This is a genomic window from Lactobacillus sp. VURO6/B1 (VP7) (assembly GCF_058139575.1).
The window spans coordinates 12,589-37,189 of the sequence record NZ_JBVOWJ010000014.1; the positions used below are offsets into that span (position 1 = coordinate 12,589).

The 24,601-nt window shown below is 36.3% G+C and carries 23 protein-coding genes; 5 read left to right on the forward strand and 18 right to left on the reverse strand.

The genetic code is table 11. The features are described 5' to 3' along the window. Positions 1 to 8 precede the first annotated feature (8 nt). Positions 9 to 887: a YitT family protein gene (locus ACZ2M0_RS08520; RefSeq protein ID WP_109586320.1), complete on the forward strand. Its 879-nt coding sequence runs from the start codon at positions 9 to 11 to the stop codon at positions 885 to 887. Between the two features lie 58 nt (positions 888 to 945). Here ACZ2M0_RS08520 and msrB read toward each other — a convergent pair whose 3' ends face one another. Then, a complete protein-coding gene (gene msrB / locus ACZ2M0_RS08525) occupies positions 946 to 1,377 on the reverse strand; it encodes a peptide-methionine (R)-S-oxide reductase MsrB (protein WP_223901707.1) in 432 nt (143 codons plus the stop codon). A 154-nt stretch (positions 1,378 to 1,531) separates the two neighbouring features. Between msrB and ACZ2M0_RS08530 the strand changes: the two genes are divergently transcribed. Further along, positions 1,532 to 2,716 carry a pyridoxal phosphate-dependent aminotransferase gene (locus ACZ2M0_RS08530; RefSeq protein WP_223901706.1) on the forward strand — a complete coding sequence of 395 codons (1,185 nt, stop codon included), beginning with the start codon at positions 1,532 to 1,534 and terminating at the stop codon, positions 2,714 to 2,716. A gap of 90 nt (positions 2,717 to 2,806) precedes the next feature. Further along, positions 2,807 to 3,301: a thiol peroxidase gene (gene tpx / locus ACZ2M0_RS08535; protein ID WP_223901705.1), complete on the forward strand. Its 495-nt coding sequence runs from the start codon at positions 2,807 to 2,809 to the stop codon at positions 3,299 to 3,301. Positions 3,302 to 3,351: 50 nt separating this feature from the next. Here tpx and ACZ2M0_RS08540 read toward each other — a convergent pair whose 3' ends face one another. The 6 genes from ACZ2M0_RS08540 to prmA form a co-directional block, all read right to left on the reverse strand. Beyond that, complete coding sequence (locus ACZ2M0_RS08540) at positions 3,352 to 3,852, reverse strand: NUDIX hydrolase (protein WP_223901704.1); 501 nt, start codon at positions 3,850 to 3,852, stop codon at positions 3,352 to 3,354. Between the two features lie 98 nt (positions 3,853 to 3,950). Further along, entirely contained in the window at positions 3,951 to 5,792 is a 1,842-nt protein-coding gene (gene aspS / locus ACZ2M0_RS08545) for an aspartate--tRNA ligase (RefSeq protein ID WP_490059165.1), read from the reverse strand. Between the two features lie 3 nt (positions 5,793 to 5,795). Further along, entirely contained in the window at positions 5,796 to 7,082 is a 1,287-nt protein-coding gene (gene hisS, locus ACZ2M0_RS08550; protein ID WP_223901702.1) for a histidine--tRNA ligase, read from the reverse strand. Between the two features lie 271 nt (positions 7,083 to 7,353). Further along, a complete protein-coding gene (dtd, locus tag ACZ2M0_RS08555; RefSeq protein WP_490059166.1) occupies positions 7,354 to 7,791 on the reverse strand; it encodes a D-aminoacyl-tRNA deacylase in 438 nt (145 codons plus the stop codon). Further along, entirely contained in the window at positions 7,791 to 10,031 is a 2,241-nt protein-coding gene (locus ACZ2M0_RS08560; protein WP_490059167.1) for a RelA/SpoT family protein, read from the reverse strand. Before ACZ2M0_RS08560 ends, dtd begins: the two co-directional genes overlap by 1 nt. A 418-nt stretch (positions 10,032 to 10,449) precedes the next feature. Further along, on the reverse strand, positions 10,450 to 11,394 hold the full coding sequence (gene prmA, locus ACZ2M0_RS08565) for a 50S ribosomal protein L11 methyltransferase (protein WP_490059168.1): 945 nt from the start codon (positions 11,392 to 11,394) through the stop codon (positions 10,450 to 10,452). Between the two features lie 62 nt (positions 11,395 to 11,456). Between prmA and ybaK the strand changes: the two genes are divergently transcribed. After that, the gene (ybaK, locus tag ACZ2M0_RS08570) at positions 11,457 to 11,957 is read left to right on the forward strand and encodes a Cys-tRNA(Pro) deacylase (protein WP_223901698.1); all 501 of its coding nucleotides are present in this window, start codon (positions 11,457 to 11,459) and stop codon (positions 11,955 to 11,957) included. Between the two features lie 125 nt (positions 11,958 to 12,082). After that, the gene (locus tag ACZ2M0_RS08575; RefSeq protein WP_490059169.1) at positions 12,083 to 13,027 is read left to right on the forward strand and encodes a sugar-binding transcriptional regulator; all 945 of its coding nucleotides are present in this window, start codon (positions 12,083 to 12,085) and stop codon (positions 13,025 to 13,027) included. Positions 13,028 to 13,029: 2 nt separating this feature from the next. On the opposite strand, the gene citX is transcribed toward ACZ2M0_RS08575, so the two are convergent. The 11 genes from citX to ACZ2M0_RS08630 all read right to left on the reverse strand — a co-directional run bounded on the left by citX (position 13,030) and on the right by ACZ2M0_RS08630 (position 24,524). Next, complete coding sequence (gene citX, locus ACZ2M0_RS08580; protein ID WP_490059170.1) at positions 13,030 to 13,578, reverse strand: citrate lyase holo-[acyl-carrier protein] synthase; 549 nt, start codon at positions 13,576 to 13,578, stop codon at positions 13,030 to 13,032. An 88-nt stretch (positions 13,579 to 13,666) separates the two neighbouring features. Beyond that, positions 13,667 to 15,205 (reverse strand): citrate lyase subunit alpha, encoded by a 1,539-nt coding sequence (gene citF / locus ACZ2M0_RS08585; protein ID WP_490059171.1) that lies wholly within the window; start codon positions 15,203 to 15,205, stop codon positions 13,667 to 13,669. Then, positions 15,195 to 16,109: an aldolase/citrate lyase family protein gene (locus ACZ2M0_RS08590; protein WP_109586341.1), complete on the reverse strand. Its 915-nt coding sequence runs from the start codon at positions 16,107 to 16,109 to the stop codon at positions 15,195 to 15,197. The genes citF and ACZ2M0_RS08590 overlap by 11 nt, the downstream gene beginning before the upstream one ends. Next, entirely contained in the window at positions 16,110 to 16,406 is a 297-nt protein-coding gene (citD, locus tag ACZ2M0_RS08595; protein ID WP_223901693.1) for a citrate lyase acyl carrier protein, read from the reverse strand. Next, positions 16,396 to 17,451: a [citrate (pro-3S)-lyase] ligase gene (gene citC / locus ACZ2M0_RS08600; protein WP_490059172.1), complete on the reverse strand. Its 1,056-nt coding sequence runs from the start codon at positions 17,449 to 17,451 to the stop codon at positions 16,396 to 16,398. Before citC ends, citD begins: the two co-directional genes overlap by 11 nt. Before the next feature lie 21 nt (positions 17,452 to 17,472). Beyond that, entirely contained in the window at positions 17,473 to 18,267 is a 795-nt protein-coding gene (locus ACZ2M0_RS08605) for an alpha/beta fold hydrolase (RefSeq protein ID WP_490059173.1), read from the reverse strand. Continuing rightward, on the reverse strand, positions 18,268 to 19,734 hold the full coding sequence (locus ACZ2M0_RS08610; protein WP_490059174.1) for a DASS family sodium-coupled anion symporter: 1,467 nt from the start codon (positions 19,732 to 19,734) through the stop codon (positions 18,268 to 18,270). It abuts the gene before it with no gap. Between the two features lie 5 nt (positions 19,735 to 19,739). After that, the gene (locus tag ACZ2M0_RS08615) at positions 19,740 to 20,450 is read right to left on the reverse strand and encodes an RraA family protein (RefSeq protein WP_223901689.1); all 711 of its coding nucleotides are present in this window, start codon (positions 20,448 to 20,450) and stop codon (positions 19,740 to 19,742) included. A 20-nt stretch (positions 20,451 to 20,470) separates the two neighbouring features. Then, entirely contained in the window at positions 20,471 to 21,400 is a 930-nt protein-coding gene (locus tag ACZ2M0_RS08620; protein WP_490059175.1) for an L-lactate dehydrogenase, read from the reverse strand. Between the two features lie 292 nt (positions 21,401 to 21,692). Further along, positions 21,693 to 23,090, reverse strand: coding sequence for a flavocytochrome c (locus ACZ2M0_RS08625; RefSeq protein WP_490059176.1), 1,398 nt, complete (start codon positions 23,088 to 23,090; stop codon positions 21,693 to 21,695). A 30-nt stretch (positions 23,091 to 23,120) separates the two neighbouring features. After that, positions 23,121 to 24,524 (reverse strand): class II fumarate hydratase, encoded by a 1,404-nt coding sequence (locus tag ACZ2M0_RS08630; protein ID WP_490059177.1) that lies wholly within the window; start codon positions 24,522 to 24,524, stop codon positions 23,121 to 23,123. Positions 24,525 to 24,601 lie beyond the last annotated feature (77 nt).

Consider the following 24,601-nt stretch of genomic DNA (forward strand, 5'->3'; position numbering starts at 1 on the left):
ATTGAATAATGGATCAGCTTGACGCATTTAATCGGCGGTATAATCTACTCTCTAAAATTTCTGCCTCATTTTTCTATTCTTTAGCCGTAGCTGTGGCTTTAAATTTCTTCTGGACGCCAGGACACATGTATTCTTCAGGAATAACTGGTTTTGCCCAGTTAATCAATACTATGAGCGAACGGTATTTACCCGTTACTCTATCAACTTCTGCTTTGTATTTTGTATTGAACTTGCCTCTGCTTTTGCTTGCCTGGATAAAGATTGGACATAAATTTACGTTTTTTACAATCATTACAGTCATACTTGGATCAATTATGATGCGAGTAGTACAACCGATTAACATGCACATTGATCCACTTGTCTGTGCGATTTTTGGTGGTATGATCAATGGCCTGGGTACAGGTTTTGCGCTTAAGAACGGTATATCAACAGGTGGACTTGATATCATAGGTATAGTCATTCAGAGAAAAACAGGAACCAGTTACGGTAAAATCAGTATCTTAATTAATTTAATAATTATAGCTGCTGCTGGATTTGCTTTTGGTTGGACGCGTGCATTATATTCAGCTTTAACTATTTTTATTAACGGACGCGTAATCGATGCCGTCTATACGCAGCACCAGAAGCTGCAGGTTACCATCGTTACAGAACAGCCTCATGCTATTATTGATGGCATTCAGGAAAAAATGCACCGTGGTATTACCATTTTTCATGATGTTGAAGGGGCATACAGTCATAATGAGAAAAAAGTATTGATCACTGTTATTGACCGCTATGATATGTATGATGTTTTACATATTGTTAAAAAAAGCGATCCGTATGCCTTCATGAGCGTTACCGAAGTCGAGCGGGTTTACGGCAGTTTCAAGGAACAAGAAATAGTTTAGTAGTTACTCAAAAAGAACATGACTAATAATAGCCATGTTCTTTTTTACATAATTTTTATTATTTAAAGAGTTTTTTATATTCTCCGTAACCTTTTTGTTCTAATTGCTCATAAGGGATGAACTCCAAAGCTGAAGAATTGATGCAATATCTAAGTCCGCCTTTATCAGACGGGCCATCATCAAATACATGCCCTAAATGCGAATCTGCATCTGGACTCTTGACCTCAGTTCTTTCCATATTATGGGACTGATCACGGTGGTAAACTAATTTTTTAATCGGACGTGTAAAACTAGGCCAGCCGCATCCCGCATCATATTTGTCTTCACTCGAAAATAATGGCTCTCCTGATACAATATCAACATAAATTCCTTTTTGATAAAAATCATCGTATTTCCCTTTGAATGGGTAATCAGTTGCAGCTTGTTGAGTCACTTGATATTGATCGGGAGTTAACTGCTTTAGTCTCTTATCTTTCTCATTTTGATCCATAAATCACACACTCCTTAGTTTGATATATTCAATATAACAAAAATAAATAGTATTCACTAACTATAAACTCACTAAAATAATACTTTTTCTTAATTTTATTTATGGTCAGGCTAGGTTATAATATGGTTTCAAGAAAAATAGGAAGGATCTTATTATGCCACATTTAGCAAAAAACTTATCTGCAAAAATAAATTCTAAAATTAGAAATTTGCCTAATTCTGAAATCAGATCTTTTAGTCAAAAAATTTCTCAAATTCCTGGGATAATAAAATTAACTATTGGTGAGCCAGATTTAAATACTCCTGAGCATATAAAACGAGCGGCAATTAATGATATTAATAGAGATGACTCCCATTATGCGCCAGAAGCTGGCAAAGAAAAATATTTAAATTCCGTCAGCAAATATTTAAAAAAGAGTCTGGGTGTAAGCTATGATCCTAAAAGTGAAATTTGTGCTATTGTAGGTGTCTCAGAAGGACTAAACATTGCTGCCATGGCTTTGCTAAACCCGGGAGAAAAAATCATTGTTCCCACTCCGGTTTGGGAAGTTTATTTTGGTATTATAAAAATGGCTGGTGGTATACCTGTACAAGTTGATACTTCTGCTGATAATTTTCTTTTAACTGCCAAAAAGCTGACTGAAACGCTTGAAAATGAAGGCAAAGGAGCAAAAGCCGTTATTATTACTGACCCTTCTAACCCAACAGGCCGAGTATACTCAGAACAAAACTTGCAAGAGCTTGCAGACGTTATCACTAAATACGATATATTTGCTGTCAGTGATGAAATCTATGCGGAATTAATTTATGGTGAAAAAAAGCATTACTCTCTGACGCAGATTATTCCGGAAAGAACTGTTTTGTTATCGGGGCTGTCAAAAAGCGTCGCAATGACCGGCTGGAGAATTGGTTATATCGCCGGGCCTGCCGAGTTAATGAAATCAATGATAAAAATACATTCATTTTTGATTTCTTCTGTAACTGATAATGTTCAGATTGCGGCGTCAGAGGCATTAGATCATGGTGAACAAGACTATATTGATGCTAGAGAAAAGTACCAAAAGCGTTTACATCTTCTTGAAGATGGTCTAAAGAAGAATGGCTATACTATGGCTACACCAGAAGGAGCTTTTTATATTTTCGCTAAAATACCAACTAAATTTGGCTGTGACGATGTCTCCTTTGCTAAAGATCTAGCTGAAAAAGCCAAAGTTGGGGTGACCCCCGGCAGTTTCTTTGGTGCTGGAGGTCATGGATACGTTCGCTTTTCATATGCATCTTCTGAAGAAAAGCTCAAAGTGGCTATTAAGCGCATCTCTGAATACACTAATAATAACTAAAAAAGCTAATTTCTTGGGGTTTTCAACCTCAGTAGTTTAAAATTTAAAGAGTAGTCGTTTATATTTTTAAGAAGAGAAAGGGTTAAGATTATGCAAGTAACAATGAAAAATGAACCTCTGTCAACAAATGGTGAACCACCAAAAGTGGGAGAAGAATTACCAAGTTTCAAGGTAAAGCAGGCAGACGGTTCTATTGTTTCAATGGAAGAATTAGTTGACAAGCCTACTTTAATCAGTGTGGTGCCTAATATCAATACTAGCGTTTGCAGTATTTCTACTAAAAAGTTTAACGGTGAAGTTGATAAGTTTAACGGTATCAATTTTTATACTATTTCTACCAATACTCCAGAAGAGCAGAAAAACTGGTGTGCAGCTGAAGGCGTTTCAAAGATGAAACTCTTGTCTGATGATTCTTTTGATTTTGGTAAAAACATGGGCTTATTTATTGAAGCTAATAACTTAGATTCCAGAAGCGTTTGGATCGTTGATGCAGATAAAAAAGTTTTGTACCAAGAACTTATTCAGGAATTAACTAACGAGCCCAATTACGATAAGGCTTTAGATTTTTTACAGAGTTTAAAATAAACTAGTTAAAAGCGGTTAAGGAAATGATTTCCTTAACCGCTTTTTTTACTTTAAAAAACAGGTTTATCAAGTACAATCCACTTATCAAAAGTTTGATCTGCTAAATCAAAATTGTCTGGGTTTAATAAAAATTGTTTAGCTTTAACTACTAAAGGCGAAGAATTTCCAATACTTATCTTTGCTAATGGTATCCTGATTGCTCCTAAAGAATCTTGCCCTGTGAACTGCTTGGCTTCAGTCTGCAAATTACCACTAAACTTATTGATTCTATAAAAAACGCAAATATGTTGATTAAAATGCCATTGTTCATAATCCCAAGGGTATTTAAACGAAGTAACACCAATTTGCCTGTAATCTTGAACTATTAAGCCTGTTTCTTCATTTACTTCACGCTTAACTGCATGCTTTAATGATTCCCCGTCTTCTAAACTACCTCCTGGTAAGTCATAGCGATTTATATAAGGTCCATCCTCTTTTTTGATTACAACTAGATTTTGCTGATCACCAATAATGCCATAGCAACCAAAAGCCCGGTGAAATTTATCAGTCATATGATTTCCTCCTAACTCAGGTCAATTTTTTAACAATAAGTGAACAAAATAGCATGAAGAGCATAATTCTTCATGCTATTTTGATATTTGTTTTATCTTTAATCCCAACTGGTATTTTGTGCAGCATCTTTTTCAGCTTGTACTTTCAAGTTTGCTTCAATTTTAGCTACATCGTCTTGATACTTATCTTCGACCTCAATGCCCAAATCAGTTAATTGTTGTTCAGATACAGGAGCAGGTGCATGCATCATTGGTTCTGAAGCATTGGCATTTTTCGGGAATGCCAATACATCACGGATATTATCTTTTTCAGCAAGCAGCATTGCAAAACGGTCAAGCCCGATGGCAAGTCCAGCATGTGGTGGGAAGCCCATATCCAAAGCTTCAAGAAGATAGCCAAATTGTTCATAGGCTCGTTTTTTGGTAAAACCAAGTGCCTTAAACATTTTTTCCTGAATTGAACGCTTGTGAATACGGATTGAACCTCCACCCAATTCATCACCGTTCATAACTATATCATAGCTGCGAGCGTGAGCTTTATGCGGTTCAGTATCTAGTAATTTAATACCTTCATCATCAGGCATAGTGAATGGATGGTGTGCTGCAATCCATCTACCAAATCCTTCATCATATTCAAATAATGGCCAATCAATCACCCAGACAAAGTTAAATACATGTTTTGGAATAATATTTGTTTCTTTAGCGAATTCACGACGCAAATGGTCAAGCGAGTCGCAGCAAACTTTCCATTTGTCAGCAATAAATACGACTAATTCGCCGCCTTGCAAGTTAAATTCATTGATTAAAGAAGCTTTATTTTCATCAGTTAAGAATCGAGAAATTGGACCAGAGAACTCACCATCTTCAAATTTGACCCAAGCCAAACCTTTTGCATGGTAGCGCTTAATATAGTCCTGCTTTTTCTCAATTTGTTTACGAGAGTATTTTTGAGCACCATCTTTAACTGCAATCCCTTTAACAAAGCCACCATTGGCAATTGCACCAGAGAAGACTTTAAAAGCACTATCCTTAAAGATTGGACTTAAGTCGTGAATCAACATGCCAAAACGGGTATCTGGCTTATCTGTACCGTAATTGTTCATTGAATCTGTCCAGGAAATGCGATCAATTGGAGTTTTCAGATCAATTCCCATTACGTCTTTCATGATTTTCTTGAGCAAGCCTTCAGTGTAGTCTTGTACCTGCTGCTCATCGGTAAAAGAAGTTTCCATATCAATCTGAGTGAATTCAGGTTGTCTGTCACCACGCAAATCTTCATCGCGGAAGCATCTTGCCAATTGATAATATTTATCAAAGCCAGCTCCCATCAATAATTGCTTGAAAAGCTGGGGAGATTGTGGCAGAGCGTAAAAACTGCCAGGATAAATCCTGGATGGTACCAAATAGTCACGAGCACCTTCAGGTGAAGACTTTCCTAAAATTGGTGTTTCAATATCAATGAAACCATTTTGATCAAAAAATTCATGTGTTGCTCGTAAAATTTTTGACCGTAAAATGATAGCATTTTGCAAGTTGGGTCTACGCAAATCCAAATAGCGATACTTTAGCCGAGTCTGTTCGGCAACTTCAACATTATCTTTAACTTCAAACGGCGGATTCTTGGCTTTGTTCAACACATTGATTTCTTTAGCCTCGACTTCGACTTCTCCCGTTTTCATGTCAGGATTAATACTTGAACGCTTAACTACTTTACCTTTAACCTGAATTACATATTCATTTCCTAGTGAATCTGCAATAGCCATTAACTCTTGGCCTGAATCATGATTAACTACAACTTGGACAAGACCTTCTCGATCGCGTAAATCAATAAACACCAGATTACCTAGATTTCGCACACGTTGTACCCAGCCGTACAAATTTACACTCTGATTAATAAATTTTGCTGTGATATTACCACAATAGTCAGTTCTTTTTTCCATTTTTTATTCCTTTAATTGTTTCATTACCGCATTCATATCTTCAAGATCGTTGAAATTAAACTTAAATGTTTTAGCATCAGAAAGTCTCTTAACATTTAAAACACTGGCAGCTAATTCTTTATCGCCAAGAGTAATAACGTATTTAGCTTTAGCTCTATCCGCTTTTTTGAATTGAGCTTTTAACTTCTTTTGATCAACATCATATTGAACTTTCAGACCTTGCTTACGCAATAAACGAGCAATTGCAACCGTTTTTACTTCTGTTTCTTGACCGATATTGGCAATAAAGAAATCAATGCCCTGATCTACAAAAAGCTCGGGATTTTGTTTTTGTAATACCAGCATCAAACGTTCTTCTCCAATGCCAAAACCAACGGCTGGAGTACTTGGCCCGTCAAATTCCTCTACTAGGTTATCATAGCGACCGCCGCCAAGGATTGTTGAAGCAGATTCCCAAATGCTTTTATCTTCAACCATGAATTCAAAAATGACACCGGTATAATAATCAAGTCCACGAACTAAATCATTATCAATCACATAATTAATCTTTAATTGATCCAGCATTTTTAAAATTTGGTCAAAGTTTTCTTTTGATTCTTGATCCAAATAATCAACTATTTTAGGCGCATCTGGTAAAAACTGCTTATCCTGTTCATCTTTAGAATCTAGAATGCGCAAAGGATTCTTTTTTAGCCGTCTTTTTGAGTCATCAGAAAGCTGGTCTCTAATTGGTTTAAAATAATTAACCAATGCATCATGATAATCTTGACGAACTTGTGCATTACCCAGCGTATTAATATGTAACTCATAATTTCTCACACCAAGTTTGGCTAATAAATCATGAGCCAGAACAATTGTTTCTACGTCTGCCAAAGGATTTGCGGAGCCAAAACTCTCGATGCCAATTTGGTGAAATTCACGTTGGCGCCCTGCTTGAGGCCTTTCATAGCGAAATGTCGACTCAATATAATAAACGTTTAAAGGCTTGGCAATTTCTGGTGCGTAAAGCTTATCTTCGACGTAGGCACGCACAACTCCAGCTGTCCCTTCAGGTCTTAAGGCAATGTGTCTGCCACCTTTATCATTAAAATCATACATTTCTTTTTCAACAACATCAGAAGTTTCACCACTCGAGCGCGAAAAAACATTATAGTTTTCAAAACTGGGTGTCCGAATCTCGCGATAATTTGCTTGTTTAAAAAAGTCACGCAATATTTGTTCGACTTTTTCCCATGATCCAGATTCATCTGGCAAAATATCAACTGTTCCTTTAGGTCTTTGAACTCTCATTTAATCATCCTTTTAATAAAAAAACGTCCTTGAATAAATCAAGGGCGCTCTGATTTAGCACGGTACCACCTTTTACCTGCTGCGAATAACGCTCGCGAGGCGCTCATTATCTGGTAAAGGGGTCACAGTTAGTTTTTTCCCCACCTTTTCACCAAAAACAGGCGGTCTCTGAATAAAAATACTAAACTTCAGTCTTTGTCATTGATAATTCTTTTTTAGAATATAGTTTTCACAGTTAAAAGTCAACCTGTAGTACTACTATGCATGATATTTACAGATCCAACACGATTGTGAAAGGTCCGTCATTTTCTAAATCAACCTGCATGTCAGCACCAAATTCACCTGTTTCTATAGTTAAACCCAGTTTCTCCAATTCTTTATTGAACTGTTCCCATAACTCTTTTGATTTTGGTGGTCTCATAGCTTTAATAAAACTTGGTCGATTACCCTTTTTGGTATCTGCTAGTAAAGTAAACTGACTAACACTTAATATTTGTCCGCCAACATCTTTAATTGCTAAATTAGTTTTACCATTTTCATCTTCAAAGATACGCATTTTAGCAATTTTAGCAGCGGCTTTTTTAACAGTATCGGCTTCATCGCCTTCTTTTAACCCGATCAGCAATAATAAACCCTTACGGATCTGTCCTACAGTATTTCCCGCAATTTTTACACTAGCCCTGTTAACTCTTTGAATCACAACCCGCATTAATTATCAGCCCTCCTTGTCTGGTATACGTCTGGTATATCCCTTAACTTGGTCAAAATTCCATCTAATTGAGCTGAATTGTTGACTGCCACTGTAGCATATATATGTGCAATATTATTTTCGTTGACTTTGCCTGAGATATTATTAATATTTGGGGTTAACGTGTTCAACTTTGTAATGACATCTGTAAGTAATTTACCACGATTGTAGCCGAAGACTTCAATATTAGCATTAAATGCTTGCGCACTGTTTTCAGCAACATTTTCCCATTGAACTTCAATCAGCCTGCCCTTACTTTCGTCATTATTTACTATATTGCGACAGTCTGTTCGATGAATTGTCACGCCCCGGCCTTTAGTAACATAGCCGACAATCTCGTCTCCTGGAACTGGATTGCAACACTTGGCCAAATGAAGCATCAAGTCACTTATGCCCTGAATCATGACACCATTTTTGTGCTTGATCTTCATTGCCTTAGAATCTTTTTTACTTGGTGGATTTTCCGAAACTGCTTTTTGTCCTGAATTCAGAATTTCTTCTTCAAGCTGCTTTTGCTTCTTCTTTTCATTCTCGCGGCGTATATCCGCAGTTAATCTGTTAACCACACCAATCGCGGAGAGATCACCAAAACCAATTGAAGCATACATTTCATCTGCTGTGTGATAATTTATTTGCTCCAATAGTGGCTCAATATGTTCTTTTGACATAAATACTTTGGGTGAAAGTCCTTGCTCACGCAGTTTGTCGGCAACCATTTGCTCGCCCTGCTCAATACTATGGTCACGATCAAGATTTCTAAAGTATCTGCGAATTTTGTTTCGTGCGCGCGAGGTCTTAACTAAATCAACCCAGTCGCGTGAAGGGGTAGCATTCGACTGCGTCATTATTTCAATGACATCGCCATTTTTCAGTTTATAATCAAGAGGTACTAATTTACCATTGACTTTGGCTCCGACTGCATGACTACCCACTTGAGTATGAATCTCATAAGCAAAATCTAAGGTAACTGACCCTTTTGGCAGTTCATAAACTTCACCTTTAGGAGTGAAAACATAAACGCGATCAGAGAAGATTTCGCTTTTAACGCTTTTCATGAATTCGTCAGCATCTGAAGTTTCATCTTTTAATTCTAAAATTTCACGGACCATATCCAACTTTTCATTTGAACTGGTTTGTTCTACACCTTTAAAATTTCCCCTCTTATATGCCCAGTGAGCAGCCACACCGTATTCAGCAACTTCATGCATTTGTTCGGTTCTGATTTGTATTTCAAGAGGTCTGCCACCAGGACCAATAATAGTGGTATGAAGCGACTGGTAGCCGTTGACCTTGGGAACAGCAATATAGTCCTTAAACCGGCCAGGCATCGGTTTCCATTTAGTATGAACTGCTCCTAAAACTGCATAACAGTCTTTAACCGTTTTAACAATCACGCGCACTGCCAACAAGTCATAAATTTCATTAAAATCTTTATGCTTGTTGACCATTTTTTTATAAATAGAATAAATATGCTTTGGTCGACCATATATTTCGTACTTAATGCCCAGGCTATCCAAACTTTCCTTAAGTGTCTTGATTGCATCTTGGATATATTTTTCCCTTTGGCTGCGTTTAAGATTCATTAAATTAACAATGCGATAATATGCCTTGGGATTCAAATAATGAAAACTCATATCTTCAAGTTCCCATTTAATTGTTCCGATACCCAAACGATCAGCTAAGGGAGCATAAATATCCATAGTCTCAGATGCAATTCGGCGCTGCTTATCAGGGCGCAAATGCTCTAAAGTATGCATATTATGCAGTCTGTCAGCTAATTTGACCATAATCACACGAATATCTTTTGCCATTGCAATTAACATTTTTCTGTGATTTTCAGCCAAAAATTCTTGATGCGATTTATACTGGTATTTATTTAATTTAGTGACACCATCAACTATAAAAGCAACATCTTTACCAAATTTTTCCTTAATATCATCATTAGTGACTGGCGTATCTTCTACTGTATCATGTAGGAATCCTGCTGCAATTGTATCCGGATCAAGACTCAGTTTTGCAAGAGTACCGGCAACTTGGGTAGGATGAACGATATATGGCTGACCGGAGGCTCTTTTTTGATCTTTATGGGCATTTGCAGCAAATTTATATGCTTTTTCAACAAATGCAATTTGATCATCATTCATATATTTTTTACAGGTATCTATCACCTGTTCATGTGTCATTTCAATGTACTTTGACATAGAATATCGCCCCTTCTAGCACTATCCGTAAATTTGATTATCCATTAGACCAAATATTTCCAAAATGAGATAAATCAATGCAAACAAAAAGTTATAATTAGCATATTTCAATAAAACAATTAAGCAAAAACAGCCTGGCAAAAATAAGAGCCAATAGTGCCTTAATTTAAGTGCTTTAATCAATTTGCCAATGTGATAGCTAATTATGCTGTTGAGTATTATAAATAACAGTCCCACGCGATAAATAGTTCCTATAGAAAACAGGCTAAATATGAGTGGCAAAATCATGACTAATATACTCCAGCAAATTACAGGCGTAATTTTGTAGCTATTTAACTTTTTAAAAAAAGGAATATTTTTTAGTTTATCAATCAACTTGTTAGTTCCTTACTAATTTAATTATCTATTATAACTCTATTCAGTTATCTTTTCTTTCAATAATTAACCCAATCCAACGTCCTTGTTGCATTGATAATATAATTTGGAATCCATTTGCAGTTAAAGCTGTCTTGATTTTTTCTATCTGGTCACAATCTATCCCAGAAAAAATCACTTTTCCATTAGAGTTTAAATGCTCATTCAATTCTGGAATCAAATCAAGTAAAATTTCAGCTAAAATATTTGCTACAATAATATCATATTTACTTTTGACTTGATTTAATAAGTTCGTCTTCTGCAGTTTTATATTATTTAAATTATTTAAAGATATATTTTCATTAGCAGCAGTTATTGCCTCATCAGATATATCTGTCGCTAAAACTGAGCTTGCTCCTAAGACAGATGAAGCAATAGCTAAAATTCCAGAGCCTGTGCCAACATCACAAACAGTCTCTGGTTTGACTAAAATCTGTTCCAGTCCTAACAGTGCCAATTGAGTAGTTTTATGTGAACCAGTTCCAAATGCCAAACCTGGGTCAAGTTTGATTATGTTTTGGTCTTTAAAAGCTGGCTGATATTCTTCCCATTCAGGTACTATTGCCAAGTGCCTGGAAAAATCAATTGGATGATAAAATTTTTGCCACACTGTATTCCAGTCTTCATCTTTGATATAAGAAGCAGTAACTTTAGCCTGACCTATTTTCAAACCGTAACCCTCTAATTCAGACAGTTTTTTTTGGTACTTTTTAACTAATTCTGCCTGATCCTGTTCCATATCAAAATATGCTAAAAATTCCAAATCTTCAGGTAAGTCTTTTATTTCGTCAAGTTTAACAATTGTTGAATCAGATTCCCAACCAGCTTGTTCAAAATCTGAACGTTTCCGTGTTTCAGTGCCCAAACACTTTAGTACATCATGACTATATATATTTAATGCATCTTCAACTTCATGACTAGTTTCTATTTTAATAATTAACAATTTCATTATTTTTTTAACTCCCTTTTATTTTCCCTTTTATCAATGCTATCATTAAAAAGGTGATCATTATGTCAAAAAAGAAAAATAAGATTGAAAAGACGCTTGTCGAAAAAATATTAGATAGGAATAAAATACTATATCGACAAGCAGAGTTTGCTACACATGAAGATTCAGGTGGTGTGGCAAAAATGGATACATCCATTTTAAACGAGAATGAACATTTGGTCTATAAAACTTTGGTGTGCTGTGGAAATAAGACGTCGACTTTAGTAGCGGTAATACCAGTAACCGAGCATTTGAGCATGAAAAAACTTGCCAAAAACTCCGGTAATAAAAAATGTGAAATGTTGCCTCTGAAAGATTTAGAAAAGACTACCGGTTATGTACATGGGGCTAATACTCCCATTGGCATCTATTTTAAACATCATTTTCCTATTTTTCTTGATAATAGCATGATCAGCGAAAATGAAATTGCTGTTTCCAGTGGCAAAATTGGCCGGAGCGTGTTTTTAAATCCTCAAGATTTGCAAAAAATCACACATGCAAAATTTTGTGATTTACTTGAATAAAAGCAGAATTTAAATTTCGTATCCCGAAAATTTTTCTTCTAAAGAGTTGCTTAAGTTATAGTATTAAACCGTTCTTTCTAATATAATTAAAACAAATAAAAAGTATAAAGAATAGGAAAAAACAAATGACATTGTTAACAGATGAACAACTTGCGAACATCGCACACGACTATTTTTTGAGCAAGCTGAACATTGCAGAAATCTCGAAAAAGTATAATCTCTCCCGCTATCTTATAGCTAAAGCAATAGATGAAGCTGAAGATAAAGGAATAGTAAAAATCAGTATTTATCAAAGCCCCAAGCGATCACAAAAACTTGAGCGTGAATTTCAAAGGCTTTTCGGTTTGAAAGAAGTTTATATTTTAGAAGATAAAGAAACCAAAAACCAAGATAATGAAATGATTGTTAACTATGCAGCTAAGCAAATACAAAATTACATTAATTCAGCTCATGTTGTCGGCTTAACTTGGGGAACTCTCTTAAGAGACATTATTGATGATTTTTCAGCAGAAACACGTGATGATTTGACTTTTATACAATTGTTAGGTCAAGTGGTAAACGCAAGTAAACGTAAACAACCTCTAATTCAACATGCAGCTAATAAGTTCAGCGCAAAATGTCTCACTTTTCCTGCTCCTCTTTATGCTATTGATCCCACTTTAGTAAAAAAGGTTCATAAAGAACCGTACTATGAATACATAGAAAAATATTTTTCTCAGATTGACCTGGTATTTGCAAGCATCGGAACAATGCAATCATTAGAATCCGGTCAATTCTTTATGGACTATTATGCAGATAAACTTTTCCCTGGTCTTAAGAAAAATCAATTAGCGGGAATTATTTTTGGTAGACCTTATGATATTAAGGGACGCTTTTATAGTCCCATTGAGCCACATATTTCAGGAATCAGCCTTTCCAATATTTTTGCAATTCCTGATCGCTTTGTCATAGTCAGGAATCGCTTTAAAGAAGACGCTCTTTTAGGAGCTTTAAGAACAGGAGTAATTACCCACTTAATCACTACTAGTGGAATAGCAGAAAGAGTTTTACATAAGAATAATACTCTCTAGTTTTAATTAGAGGATATCTCCTGCCTATACAAATTGGTGATATAATCTTGTAATTCCGTGACTGAATGTCTTCTTGAACGAGCACATTCTTTAGCAGGTCTTGAACATAAAAAACATTTACGAACGGGCATACCTAATTCTTTGCGGGATATAGCCTGTTTTTGTTTATTAATTAAAACATCAGCATCAAAAAGTCGATTTATTTTTTTATGATCCTCAAATTCAACTGCTTTTTCTTTTACAACTCTGTAGTTACAATTGACAAGGTAAAAATTTTCGGGGCCTGTCACCTTTTCCCAATGTTCATAAAGAATAAAAGGTAAATTACTACTTTGAAAAACTGTCTCTAAGTCAAAAATACCTTCGGCAAATATTTTCTCTAAATAACGATTGTTTTTAATAGGACCTGGTATGTTCAATTTAACATCCAATAATGTTGTCTCTGGGAACTTTTGCAAGATTTGTTGTTGAAGTTTGACACGTTCATCTTTATTTTGCAGTACATCGGTTATACTCTGAGGCTGACCCACATTAAAAATTGATTTTATCATTCTGGTATTCACTTCTTTTATATTATAACTAAAAAATGTGAGAACAAGTTCCAGCTCATTCTCACACTTTTTTTAAAAAAATAAATGATTAGTCTTTTACCTGCTTAATAGTATCAATAATTGTGCCGTCTCGATACTGAATTAAAGCAACAGTGCGATCAGTATATGCCAGTGGTTTTGGTACCCCAACCTGCTCTTGAGCCATTTTTTGAAGTTCCTTAATTTCAACCACATTGAGTTCTGGAACCTTGGCAAAAGCATCTATGAGATCCTTACGACGTGGATTAATTGCAATTCCTCTTTCAGTTACCAAAACATCAATTGAATCACCAGGAGTTACAACTGTTTCAACTGCTGGAACAACAGTCGCATTTCGTCCGCGTACCAATGGAGCAGTAATAATAGTCATTTTGGCTGCAGCTGCATCTTGGTGACCACCAATAGCACCACGGATAACACCATCAGAACCGGTCATTACGTTAACGTTGAAATCTGTATCAATCTGTAAAGCCGAAAGAATAGCAACATCTAAATTATTAACTACTGCCCCTTTATTGTGAGGATCGGCGTACCAAGATGCATCAATCTCTTGTTGATTTTTATTCTTAGCCATTGATGCAGCAGCACCTTTATCAAAATCCTGCACATCCATAATTTTTTTGACCAGGCCTTCCTCAAGTAGGTCGGTTGTGGGCTTGGTAATGCCACCTAGAGCAAACGATGCTGTGATGCCATCTTTTAACATTGATTCTCTTAAATATCTGGTCACAGCAAGAGCAGCTCCGCCAGATCCTGTCTGAAAAGAAAATCCTTGCTTATAATAAGGTGAATTAGTAATTACCTGATTAACGGTTTGCGCAATCTTCAGCTCTTTTGGATCTTTAGTAAAACGAGTCGCTCCTGAACCAATTTTATCCGCGTCACCTATTTGATCAACCTTAACAACGTAATCGACCTGAGTTTGTTTAATAGAAGCAGGAGTATTTGGATAATCAACAATGTTGTCTGTCAATAAAACTACTTTATCCGCATATTGAGAGTCAATCAATGCGTAACCTAAAGAACCGAATACAGCATCTCCTTCTTGACCATTAGCATTTCCTGCAGGATCAGAATTGGGAACACCTAAAAAAGCAACATCAATTTTGATTTCTCCTTCTTCAATTGAACGAGCCCGATTGCCGTGAGAACGGAAAATTACCGGATTCTTAAGTCCACCGTGGGAAACAAAATCCCCTAAGCTGCCTCTCATTCCAGAAGAAGTAATATTGGTAATGACACCCTTTTTAATTGCTTCAATTACTTTTTCATTCATAACACCAGTCAAAGAAGAAGGAGCTAAAGTCAGATCTTGATAACCCATTTTAATAATTAAATCCATTACTTTGTTAAAAGCAAAATCGCCATTTCTAAAGTGATGGTGAAACGAGATAGTCATACCATCTTTTAGCGTCTTTTTGATAACTTCTTCTAAAGAATCGACCACTTTTGATTCGCCGGTGGTAACTTGCACTTTGGGTGCAACTCTCTTTACTTCAGGATTGCCAACTACAACAGACTTAAATGGTTTTAGATTCATATCAGTCATCAAATCATCTGGCAAATTGCGCTTTACTTTATTCTCCAATGTAATTACCCTCCTCATCAATTAAATTCGAAGCTTTTGCTGTTTCAATAACGCGATCAGCTTTTTCAACTACAGGTTTGTCAACCATCTTGCCGTTCATCGAAATTACTCCAGAACCCTTTGCTTTTGCTTCCTGAATTGCATTTTGCACAGCAAGAGCATTTTCAATTTCGTCTTTAGTTGGGTTGAATACTTTATTAACCATTGGAATTTGACGTGGATTGACCAACGACTTACCATCATAACCAAGTTCATAAATATATTTTGTCTCGCGGTAAAATCCTTCTGTGTCATTCATATTTGAAAAAACTGTATCGAAGGCATAAACATCTGCAGCTCTAGCAGCTTGTAAAACCATATTACGAGCAAATTCAAGTTCACGTCCGTCAGGATAACGGTGAGTGTGCATATCAGCAGTATAATCTTCTCCAGAAACTGCCAAACCCATCATTAATGGTGTGGCCGTTGCAATTTCCGGTGCATTAAGAACACCTTTAGCACTTTCAATCGCAGCCATTACGCCAATAGAGCCTTTTTCGACGCCATATTCTTCTTCTGCCTTTTCCATATCTGCTACTAATTTTTTAATCATTGCAGCTGATTCTGTTTTTGGCAGACGAATAACATCAACTCCTGCTCGCACCATTGCCTTTACATCTTCGTCATAAAAAGGCGTATCTTGCCCATTAATTCTGACAACTACTTCTGCACCACCAAAGTCAACAGTTTTAATAGCATTAAATACTAACATTCTTGCTGCATCTTTTTCAGTTAGAGATACTGCATCTTCCAAATCCAACATAATAGAGTCGGCACCATAGATACCGGCATCCTTAACCATAGCTGGATTATTTCCCGGTACAAACATCATAGTTCGACGCAAACGATTTTTTACGTAAGTCATTTATTGTAGTACCTCCAATCTTGGTTTATCTGTGGTTTCGGTTGCTCTTTGAGCTGCAGCCAATGTACGTGCAGCTATTACGCAGTCAAGTGCACCTTTATCAGTAGCCTTGACTTTTGCATTATCAATTCCGAATTTATTAAGAGTATCAGTTATCACTTTTTTGATCTGATCTCCGTAAGACTTGGCTACTTCTGATTCCAAGTCAATTTCAATACCATTTTGACCAGCTGATACCATTATTTGAATATCTGAAGATTCTAAAGTTCCTGCCACTCCAACAGTCTTAATTTCCATTGATGTTCATTCCTTTCTTTATTCTTTCTTGTAAAATTTGATAGTTTTTATTAATAAAATCAAATGTAGTTGGCGGGACTAAATTTGAAATGTCTTTTAAATTGTCACTTTTGATCAGTTGACGTACACGTGTAGCTGTAATTATTTGATCGTGATTGCAAAAGCGCTTAACAATTTCAATGTCAATTTTGGGACTAAGTGTATTTTTTAAGCTTTGATTATAGAAATTAGTTGTTCTTGAAAATGGTTCAGTACCCAAATAACGCTTTTTTATTGCCAATTTCGGTGCAATAGTATTTTTAAAAATTAATGCATCAATTTCTGTTTGCGTAGCGATCAGTTCATCAGGTGATTTTAAAAAGTATGCTGGAAAAGTTGATTGAGAAACTAAATAGTCTCCACCACTAACTACTAATACATTTTTGTACTCAGATGTGCCTTGTTTTACCAGTTCCATTCTTTCGCTCGTCTTAAATAATGAAGCATCTGTAGCAACAACAAACACATATACCAGATCATTTTCGCTACTAGCAAGTTTTACCAGACCTTGATGACCTAAAGTAAATGGATTAGCGTTCATGACAATTGCTGCAACTTTTTTATGACTTTGGTCTTTTATTCTGGGAATTTTTGCCAAAAAATCCTGAATATTAGGCGTGCCACTCTCTAAAAAAGCTGCTTCATTAGTATGAGCTAGTTCCTTAAATCCCAAATGAGAAAAACTGGCAGAATATTTTGCCTTAGTAAAAACAAACGAATGATAAATATTTTGGCTAAAAAGGTATTCTTGTAAAGCTGATACTATTTGATTAAATCTTGCTCCTTGAACAGATTCATCATTTGAAACTGCGATATATTTGAGAACATTTCCAGCAATGCTACCCGTTCCTACTAATTGACCATCTTCATCTATTAGGCCAACTGTATGATCAATCACAGCAACTTCTCGAGAACTAAAATTATTAATCCCTTGACTAACTAGGAAATTTTGCCACCTTTTTTTTGTTTCTGGTAATCTTAAGAAAAGTTCTACGGTTTTATCCATTTGTCCCATTCTCACTTTGAGTTAAATTTCTTTTAAAAAGTTCATAACTTCTTTATACATGCTCAGAGGCTGCTCAGCCTGAATTAAGTGTCCACAATCTTTAATAACTTTTGCGCTAATTATCACATTTAACCTTTCCATAGCAAAGGCGAAGTGATAATCAAAAAAGGGGGATTTCTGCCCTGCTAAAACGAGCATTGGGATTTTTAAATCAATTAAAACATCTCGCCAATCCTGCTCAGCATGATCTATACGACAAAGATAATTCTCTTCAGCATTATATGGATATTTTTGGGCTTCTATTTTGGCCTCTTTAAACATTTCATCATTAATATGAGTAAAGCTGCCATTGCCAAAATCTGCCTTTAAATAATCCGGGTAATTCTGCCAAGTTAGATCTTTAAAGCCATACTCCCAAGAGCTATCTCGAATCATCTTGGGAGGTTGATCCAAATCAATAATTGCCTTTAGCCTGTCATAGCCAAATAATGAAGCATAAGCCCAAATATTTGCTGCACCCATTGAATTTCCAATAGCGATAATATCTTTCAAATTTAACTTGGTAATCAGTTCCTTTAAATCAGCCGCATGACGACTGATACGCTGGCCTTTATACGTTCTTTGTGAACGTCCCTGGTTACGCGGATCTATTACGATAAAACGATAATCAGCTGCAAAAAGTTTGGCAACTTTTTTCCATAATATTGCGGTGCTTCCTATACCGGGAACTGCCAATATAGGTTGTTTGCTTTCTTCAGTATCATAATACGCTATTCGTATACCATCATTAGTAATAAAGTTTTTCTCTTCAAGCATTTACCAGATTCCAATAATCTTCATCCAGAAAGTTCCAACTAAGCCAAAAATCAATAAATAGATAATTCCTAGGATAAAGTTGTATTTCCACCATTCACCCTGTTTAATGTAACCTGTCGTAGCTAGTATCGAAGCTGGTCCATTGGCATAATGTGTGGTTGAAGCATTAAAGGCTCCTGTAAATGCAAGCAGCATTGCAGAAAGACCCAAAGGAGCACCAGTAGCTACTGCTACTGATAAGAATGGTAAATATAAGGCTGTCATGTGAGCTGTACCACTAGCAAAGAAATAGTGAGTATAAAACATTAATATTACTAAAACCACTAATACTATTTGCCAACTTATACCATGAAGACTTGTTTGAATGGTCTTTGAGAACCAGTCAATAAAGCCAAATGAAATAAGTTTACTTGCCATAAAAATTAAAATTGACAGCCAAGTTAAAATATTCCAGGCACCAGTTTGGTTTAAGGCATCTTTCATGGTTAAAACACCAGTTAACAGCAACAAGCCGACTGCTAGAAAGGCAACAAAAGTTGAATCTAATTGTGGAATATCAAAAACGCCAGATAAAACCCATAAAATTATCGCCAGCAAAAATACCATTGACATAATTTTTTCAGGTTTTGTAACTGGTCCCATCTCCTTTAAATGATCAGTAGCCCATTTTTCAGCATTAGGTGTTTCTTTTATTTCTGGTGGAAAGATTTTATAAATCACAAGTGGAATAACAATAGTTGCAACAAGAACAGGAACTACTGCGGCTGAAAACCAACTAATCCAGGTCATATTGTAATTTTTCTGTGCTGCCATTTGTGAAGCAACCATATTTGGAGCCGCTCCAGTAATGAAGAGAGCAGTCGAAAGAATATTGGCATGAAAAGCCATGAAGCTGAGATAGGCCCCTATTTTCTTTCTGGAAGGATCGTTAGGGTAAGAATCATAATCTTTAGATATTGATTCGGTTACCGGCCAAACGACTCCTCCAGTTCTGGCGCTGTTTGATGGGATCAAAGCTCCTAAAATTAATTCCAATCCAGTAATGGCATAGCCGATGCCAATGGATTTCTTACCGAAACGTTTGATCATCCAATAAGCTATACGGTTGCCCAGTCCAGTTTTACTAATACCATAGGCCATGATGAAAGCCATAGCAATTAGCCAAGAAGCTGAATTGCTAAAGGCACTAAGAATTCCTGTTGTTACTTTGCCTGTTTTAGGATCCACAATGTCCTTGATTGGAGCCAAACCAACTAAAACAGTTACTATAAGTCCAATTAAAGTGGTACCACCAATTGGCAAAGGTTTCGTGATACATCCCACAATAGTTGCTACGAAAATAGCAAACATCTCCCAGGCTGGAGCTGATAAACCTGCAGGACGCAACGGCGTGATGCACCACAGTATAACACCAACAGCAAGGGGCAAAATAAATCCCTTGTAATTAACTTTCTCTAGTGTTTTCATTTTAATTACCTGTAATTTTCCGGGCGATAAATATCGTCGATAATTTCATAATTTTTGTTCTTCAGTTCTTCATCAAGCCAATTTATATTTCCTGTGCCGTCATGAAAACTGGCCGCTTTGGCATCATCTTTTTTGTGAAAATCCTGAACGATCGGAAGCAATTCACTTGCTTCTTCTAAAGCAATCTTAATAACACCATCTGCATCACCTAAAATTACGTCACCAGGATTAACACTTACATTCCCACAAGAAATGGGGACATTTATTTCTCCTGGACCTTCTTTATATGGTCCATCAGGCGTTGTACTAACCGCATAAATAGGCAAATCCCAATTACGCAAACTATCAATGTCACGTATTGGTCCGTCAACTACGACGCCAGCAACATGTCTTTGATCACGCAGCCAAGTCATCATTACTTCACCAATAACAGCCCTGGTATTGTCGTTTTCGTTATCGATCACTACGATATCGCCTTCATGGCAATATTTTAAAGCTGCATAAATAGTCAGGTTATCACCTGGACGATTATGAACTGTAAAAGCTGGTCCACACATTTCTTCATGAGGCTTGGACATAAGCTTAATTCTTGGTGCCATTGCACCTGTTCTATTCATACAGTCAGCCACATTTGATGAGGGCAAATTTTTGTACGCAGCAATTACTTCTTTTTGGGGAAGGTTTCTTTTTAAAAAAATCCTTTTTCCAACCTGCATTCGTCATGCCTTCTTTTTGGTTAATCTAAAGTAATATTATCTAGTACTTCCTGCATTTTTGTAGCTGAATTCAGCATCTTAGCTTTTTCAGCTTCAGAAAGCTTAGTTTCAAGCACCTGACTAATTCCGGTGCCATTTATTACAGTAGGTGTTCCTAGATAAAGCTCATTTTTAATTCCATATTCACCCTTAATTGGTGCTGATAAAGGCAAGGCGATTGATTGATTAGTTAATATAGCATTAACTATCTGGGTTAGCATCATCGCAATGCCATAAAAAGTAGCACCTTTATTTTCAATTATTTTTCCTCCCTTTTTACGAATACCTGATTCTACTTGATCCAGCACAGAGTTGTCAATACCGTCAAAATCTTTGAGTGGCTTGCCACTAACTGTTGACTCATCAAAGTTTTCGAAAGAAGTATCACCGTGTTCACCTAAGACCATAGAGTCAACTTCAGCAACAGGAACATGTAATCTTCTTGCCAAATCAACTTTTAATCGTGCTGAATCAAGGGAGGTACCTGTCCCAATAACCTTATTTTTAGGGAAGCCAGATAATTTCTGGGTCAGCGTTGTTAAAATATCAACAGGATTAGCAGAGACAACAAAAATGCCAGTGAAGCCAGATTCAACTACAGGTTGAATAATGCTCTTTAAAATGGTCACATTTTTATTAACTAGATCCAAGCGGCTTTCTCCCGGTTTGCGCGGAACACCAGCTGTGATTACAACAACGTCAGCATCTTTTGCATCAGAGTATTCTCCTGAATGAATATTACATTCTCCAGTAAAAGGTAATATATCCTCTAAATCCATTGAATCACCCAGTGGACGCTTTTTTACCACATCGCAAATAACCAGCTCGTCAACTCTAGTATGTTGCAATAAATCATTGGCAAAAGTTGAGCCTACTGCTCCATCGCCAACTAGTAAAACCTTTTTATTCATAACGTCATTTCCTTTCAATTTTTAAAAATGTAATCCTTTACATTGATAATTATAAAATTATTTTTTAATTTTTTCAATATTTAAAATAAATAATTTAAATTTTTAATTTTTTAAAAATATAAAATGATTTTCATCTTTCAAATAATATAAAAAAGAGTCTGGGACAAAACTCTAACCTAACTAAAAAAGGCCGACAAATCACGTCAATAAAACGTTGATTTGTCAGTCTTTTTAAATTGTGAAATTTCTTAATTTAACTTCGAAGAGCACTTTTCCCAGACTCATTAAATGATTATTTATATTGTCTTGTGTATTCTGTCATCTGTATACCGGCCTGTCTTCCAAATATCACTGTTTCAGCGATTGAGTTTCCTCCAATTCTATTATTGCCATGCAAACCTCCTGAAACTTCACCTGCGGCATAGAGTCCTGAAATAATATTTCCGTCTGAATCCAAAACTTCAGTTTTTGGAGTTATATGAATTCCACCCATAGTGTAATGAATAGCCGGATTAATATGAATAGCAAAGAAAGGACCTTGCTCAATAGTGCGATCCATTCCAGTAGTTCGCTGATATTCACTATCATTTTTGTTCTTCACAGCTTCATTCCATTTTGAAATTGTTTTCTTTAGATTATCACTGTTAACACCAATGTTTTCTGCTAATTCCTCAATGGAAGATCCTTGATTGACTAATCCTACATGATCATAAAATTCGACAGCGGTGAAATTATTACGGATCGTTTGATCAAACAGAAGATACGCTCCATCCTCATTTAACTTAGTAATTGCATCAGAAACTATTTTTCGTGTGTTAAGTTCATTAACAAATCTTTGACCAGATTTGTTAACTAAAATTGCACCTTCGCCACGTAAACCTTCACCTATTAAATAGACGTGATCAGTATCTGTTTGGGCTGTAGGATGTACCTGAATAAATTCCATTTGCTCTAATTGAGCATCAATTTTGGCTGCTAAATTGAGTCCATCACCTGTAGCTCCAGGTTGATTAGTTGTTTTATAATTTGCGAGATCTGGACGATATTTTTGTATTAAATCTTTTGAAGAGCCAAAGCCGCCTGAGGCTAGTAAAATTGCTGTAGCTTGAACCTTTTTGACTCCTGAATTAGTTTCAACTTCAATTCCTACAACTTTTTTCTGCTTATCTTGTAATAAACTAATTACCCGAGAATTATTAAAAATAGGAATATTTTTTTCTTGAATTTGCTTCAAAGCCCCTGTTACTAAATAACTGCCAACAGGTGCCATTGAGGCAGGCCGGTGAGCCCTCTTTTTACTCATACCACCTGTTATTGTTAGATTTGTAAGCTCAATCCCATGGTTCATTAGCCAGTCAATTGCTACGGCAGAGTGGTCAACGAAATACCTTAAAAGATCGCGATCATTTAGTCTGCCTCCACCTTTTAAAGTCTCCTGATAAAAATCTTCCTTGTTATCTATAATTCCTTCATTAAGTTGAACCAGGCTCTCAGAAGCATTCATTCCTGACGATGCCCTGTTAGTATTTCCACCAAGATCAGCATTTTTTTCAAAAACAGCAACATTGAGGCCTAGTTCTTTTGCCTGAATAGCGGCTGTTAAGCCAGCTCCACCGGCTCCTACGATTACTGCATCATAACGGTCTCTAATTTCTGCACTGCCGTTAGGCGTAAAAACAAATTTACCCATTTATTTTCTCCTCTAAAATTTTAAAAATAATTATTTCTCAGGATTAGTTTGAGATACATTGGTCATCTCCATGTAATCCATCCACTTATCATATTCTTCCTCTGTTAACTTGCCACTTTTTAAAGCTGATTCCTTAAGAGTTGTCCCTTCCTTATCAGCAGTTTGGGCAATTTTCGCAGCTGCATGATAACCAATGTGTGGTGACAGAGCTGTAACAGTCATCAAAGAACTTTCAAGCAAGTCATCCATCTTTTCTGCATTAACTGTTAAGCCTGCTATCATTTTATCAGCAAACCCCATGATAGTACCAGCTAAAATGTCACAAGAATCAAGAAAAGCTGTAATCATTACTGTTTTATAGACGTTCATTTCAAAATTTCCTTGTGAACAGGCAAAAGTAATTGTGGTATCGTTGCCAAAAACTTTTGCAGCTGCCATGGTTACAGCTTCAGCTTGTGTAGGGTTAACTTTGCCTGGCATGATTGATGATCCAGGTTCATTGGCTGGAATGTTGAGCTCGTGATAGCCTGCTCTTGGACCAGAAGCTAAGAATCTAATGTCCTGTGCTATTTTGAACATATCAGCAGCTAAAGTTTTCAATGCACCATGAACAACATCAATTCCAGAATGATGAGCTAAGCCCCAAAACTTATTGGTCTTAACTTTAAATTCATGTCCGTAAACTTGGGATAATTTACCGGCAATTTTTTCAGTCATTCCAGGTGCGGCGTTAAGTCCGGTGCCAACAGCTGTCCCACCTATTGCCAATTCATACAATGTTGGTTTAAGTTCTTGAATATAATTCAAGTCATGTTTTAGTGCAGAAATATAACCTGAAACTTCTTGACCAAAAGTAATTGGTGTAGCATCTTGCAGGTGAGTACGACCCACTTTAACGGTTTTCCAATACTTATTCTGTTTTACTATCAGTTCATCAATTAAATGCTGCACAGCCGGCTCGAGTTTATCCAGGGCTTCAACGGCCACAATATTCATTGCTGTAGGGTAAGTATCATTAGACGATTGACCCCTGTTAACATCATCATTAGGTAAAATATGCAAATGTGGATGCAGCTTGTTGGCTAAATTTGCGACAACTTCATTGACATTCATATTACTTTGAGTTCCAGACCCAGTTTGCAATACATGTAATGGAAAGTCCTTGCGTAGTTCATGGTCATCTAATTTAAGCAAATGGTCAACAGCGTCCTCAATTGCTTGCCCTTTATCCTCAGGCTCATCTCCGACTTCTACATTTGATTCAGCAGCAGCTTTTTTTAAATGCAAAAATGCCCGAATAATTGCAAGAGGCATTAATTCACCACTGGGGAAGTTATTGCGACTGCGTTCCGTTTGCGGTCCCCATAGAGCTTCTTTTGGTATTTTGACAGGGCCGATAGTATCACTTTCAACACGATATTCTTTTTCGCTCATGTTCAGTCTCCTTATTTAATGCTGACATTCTTCTAATAATAAATTTTATATTACTCTTTCACTCATGATACAGTTTT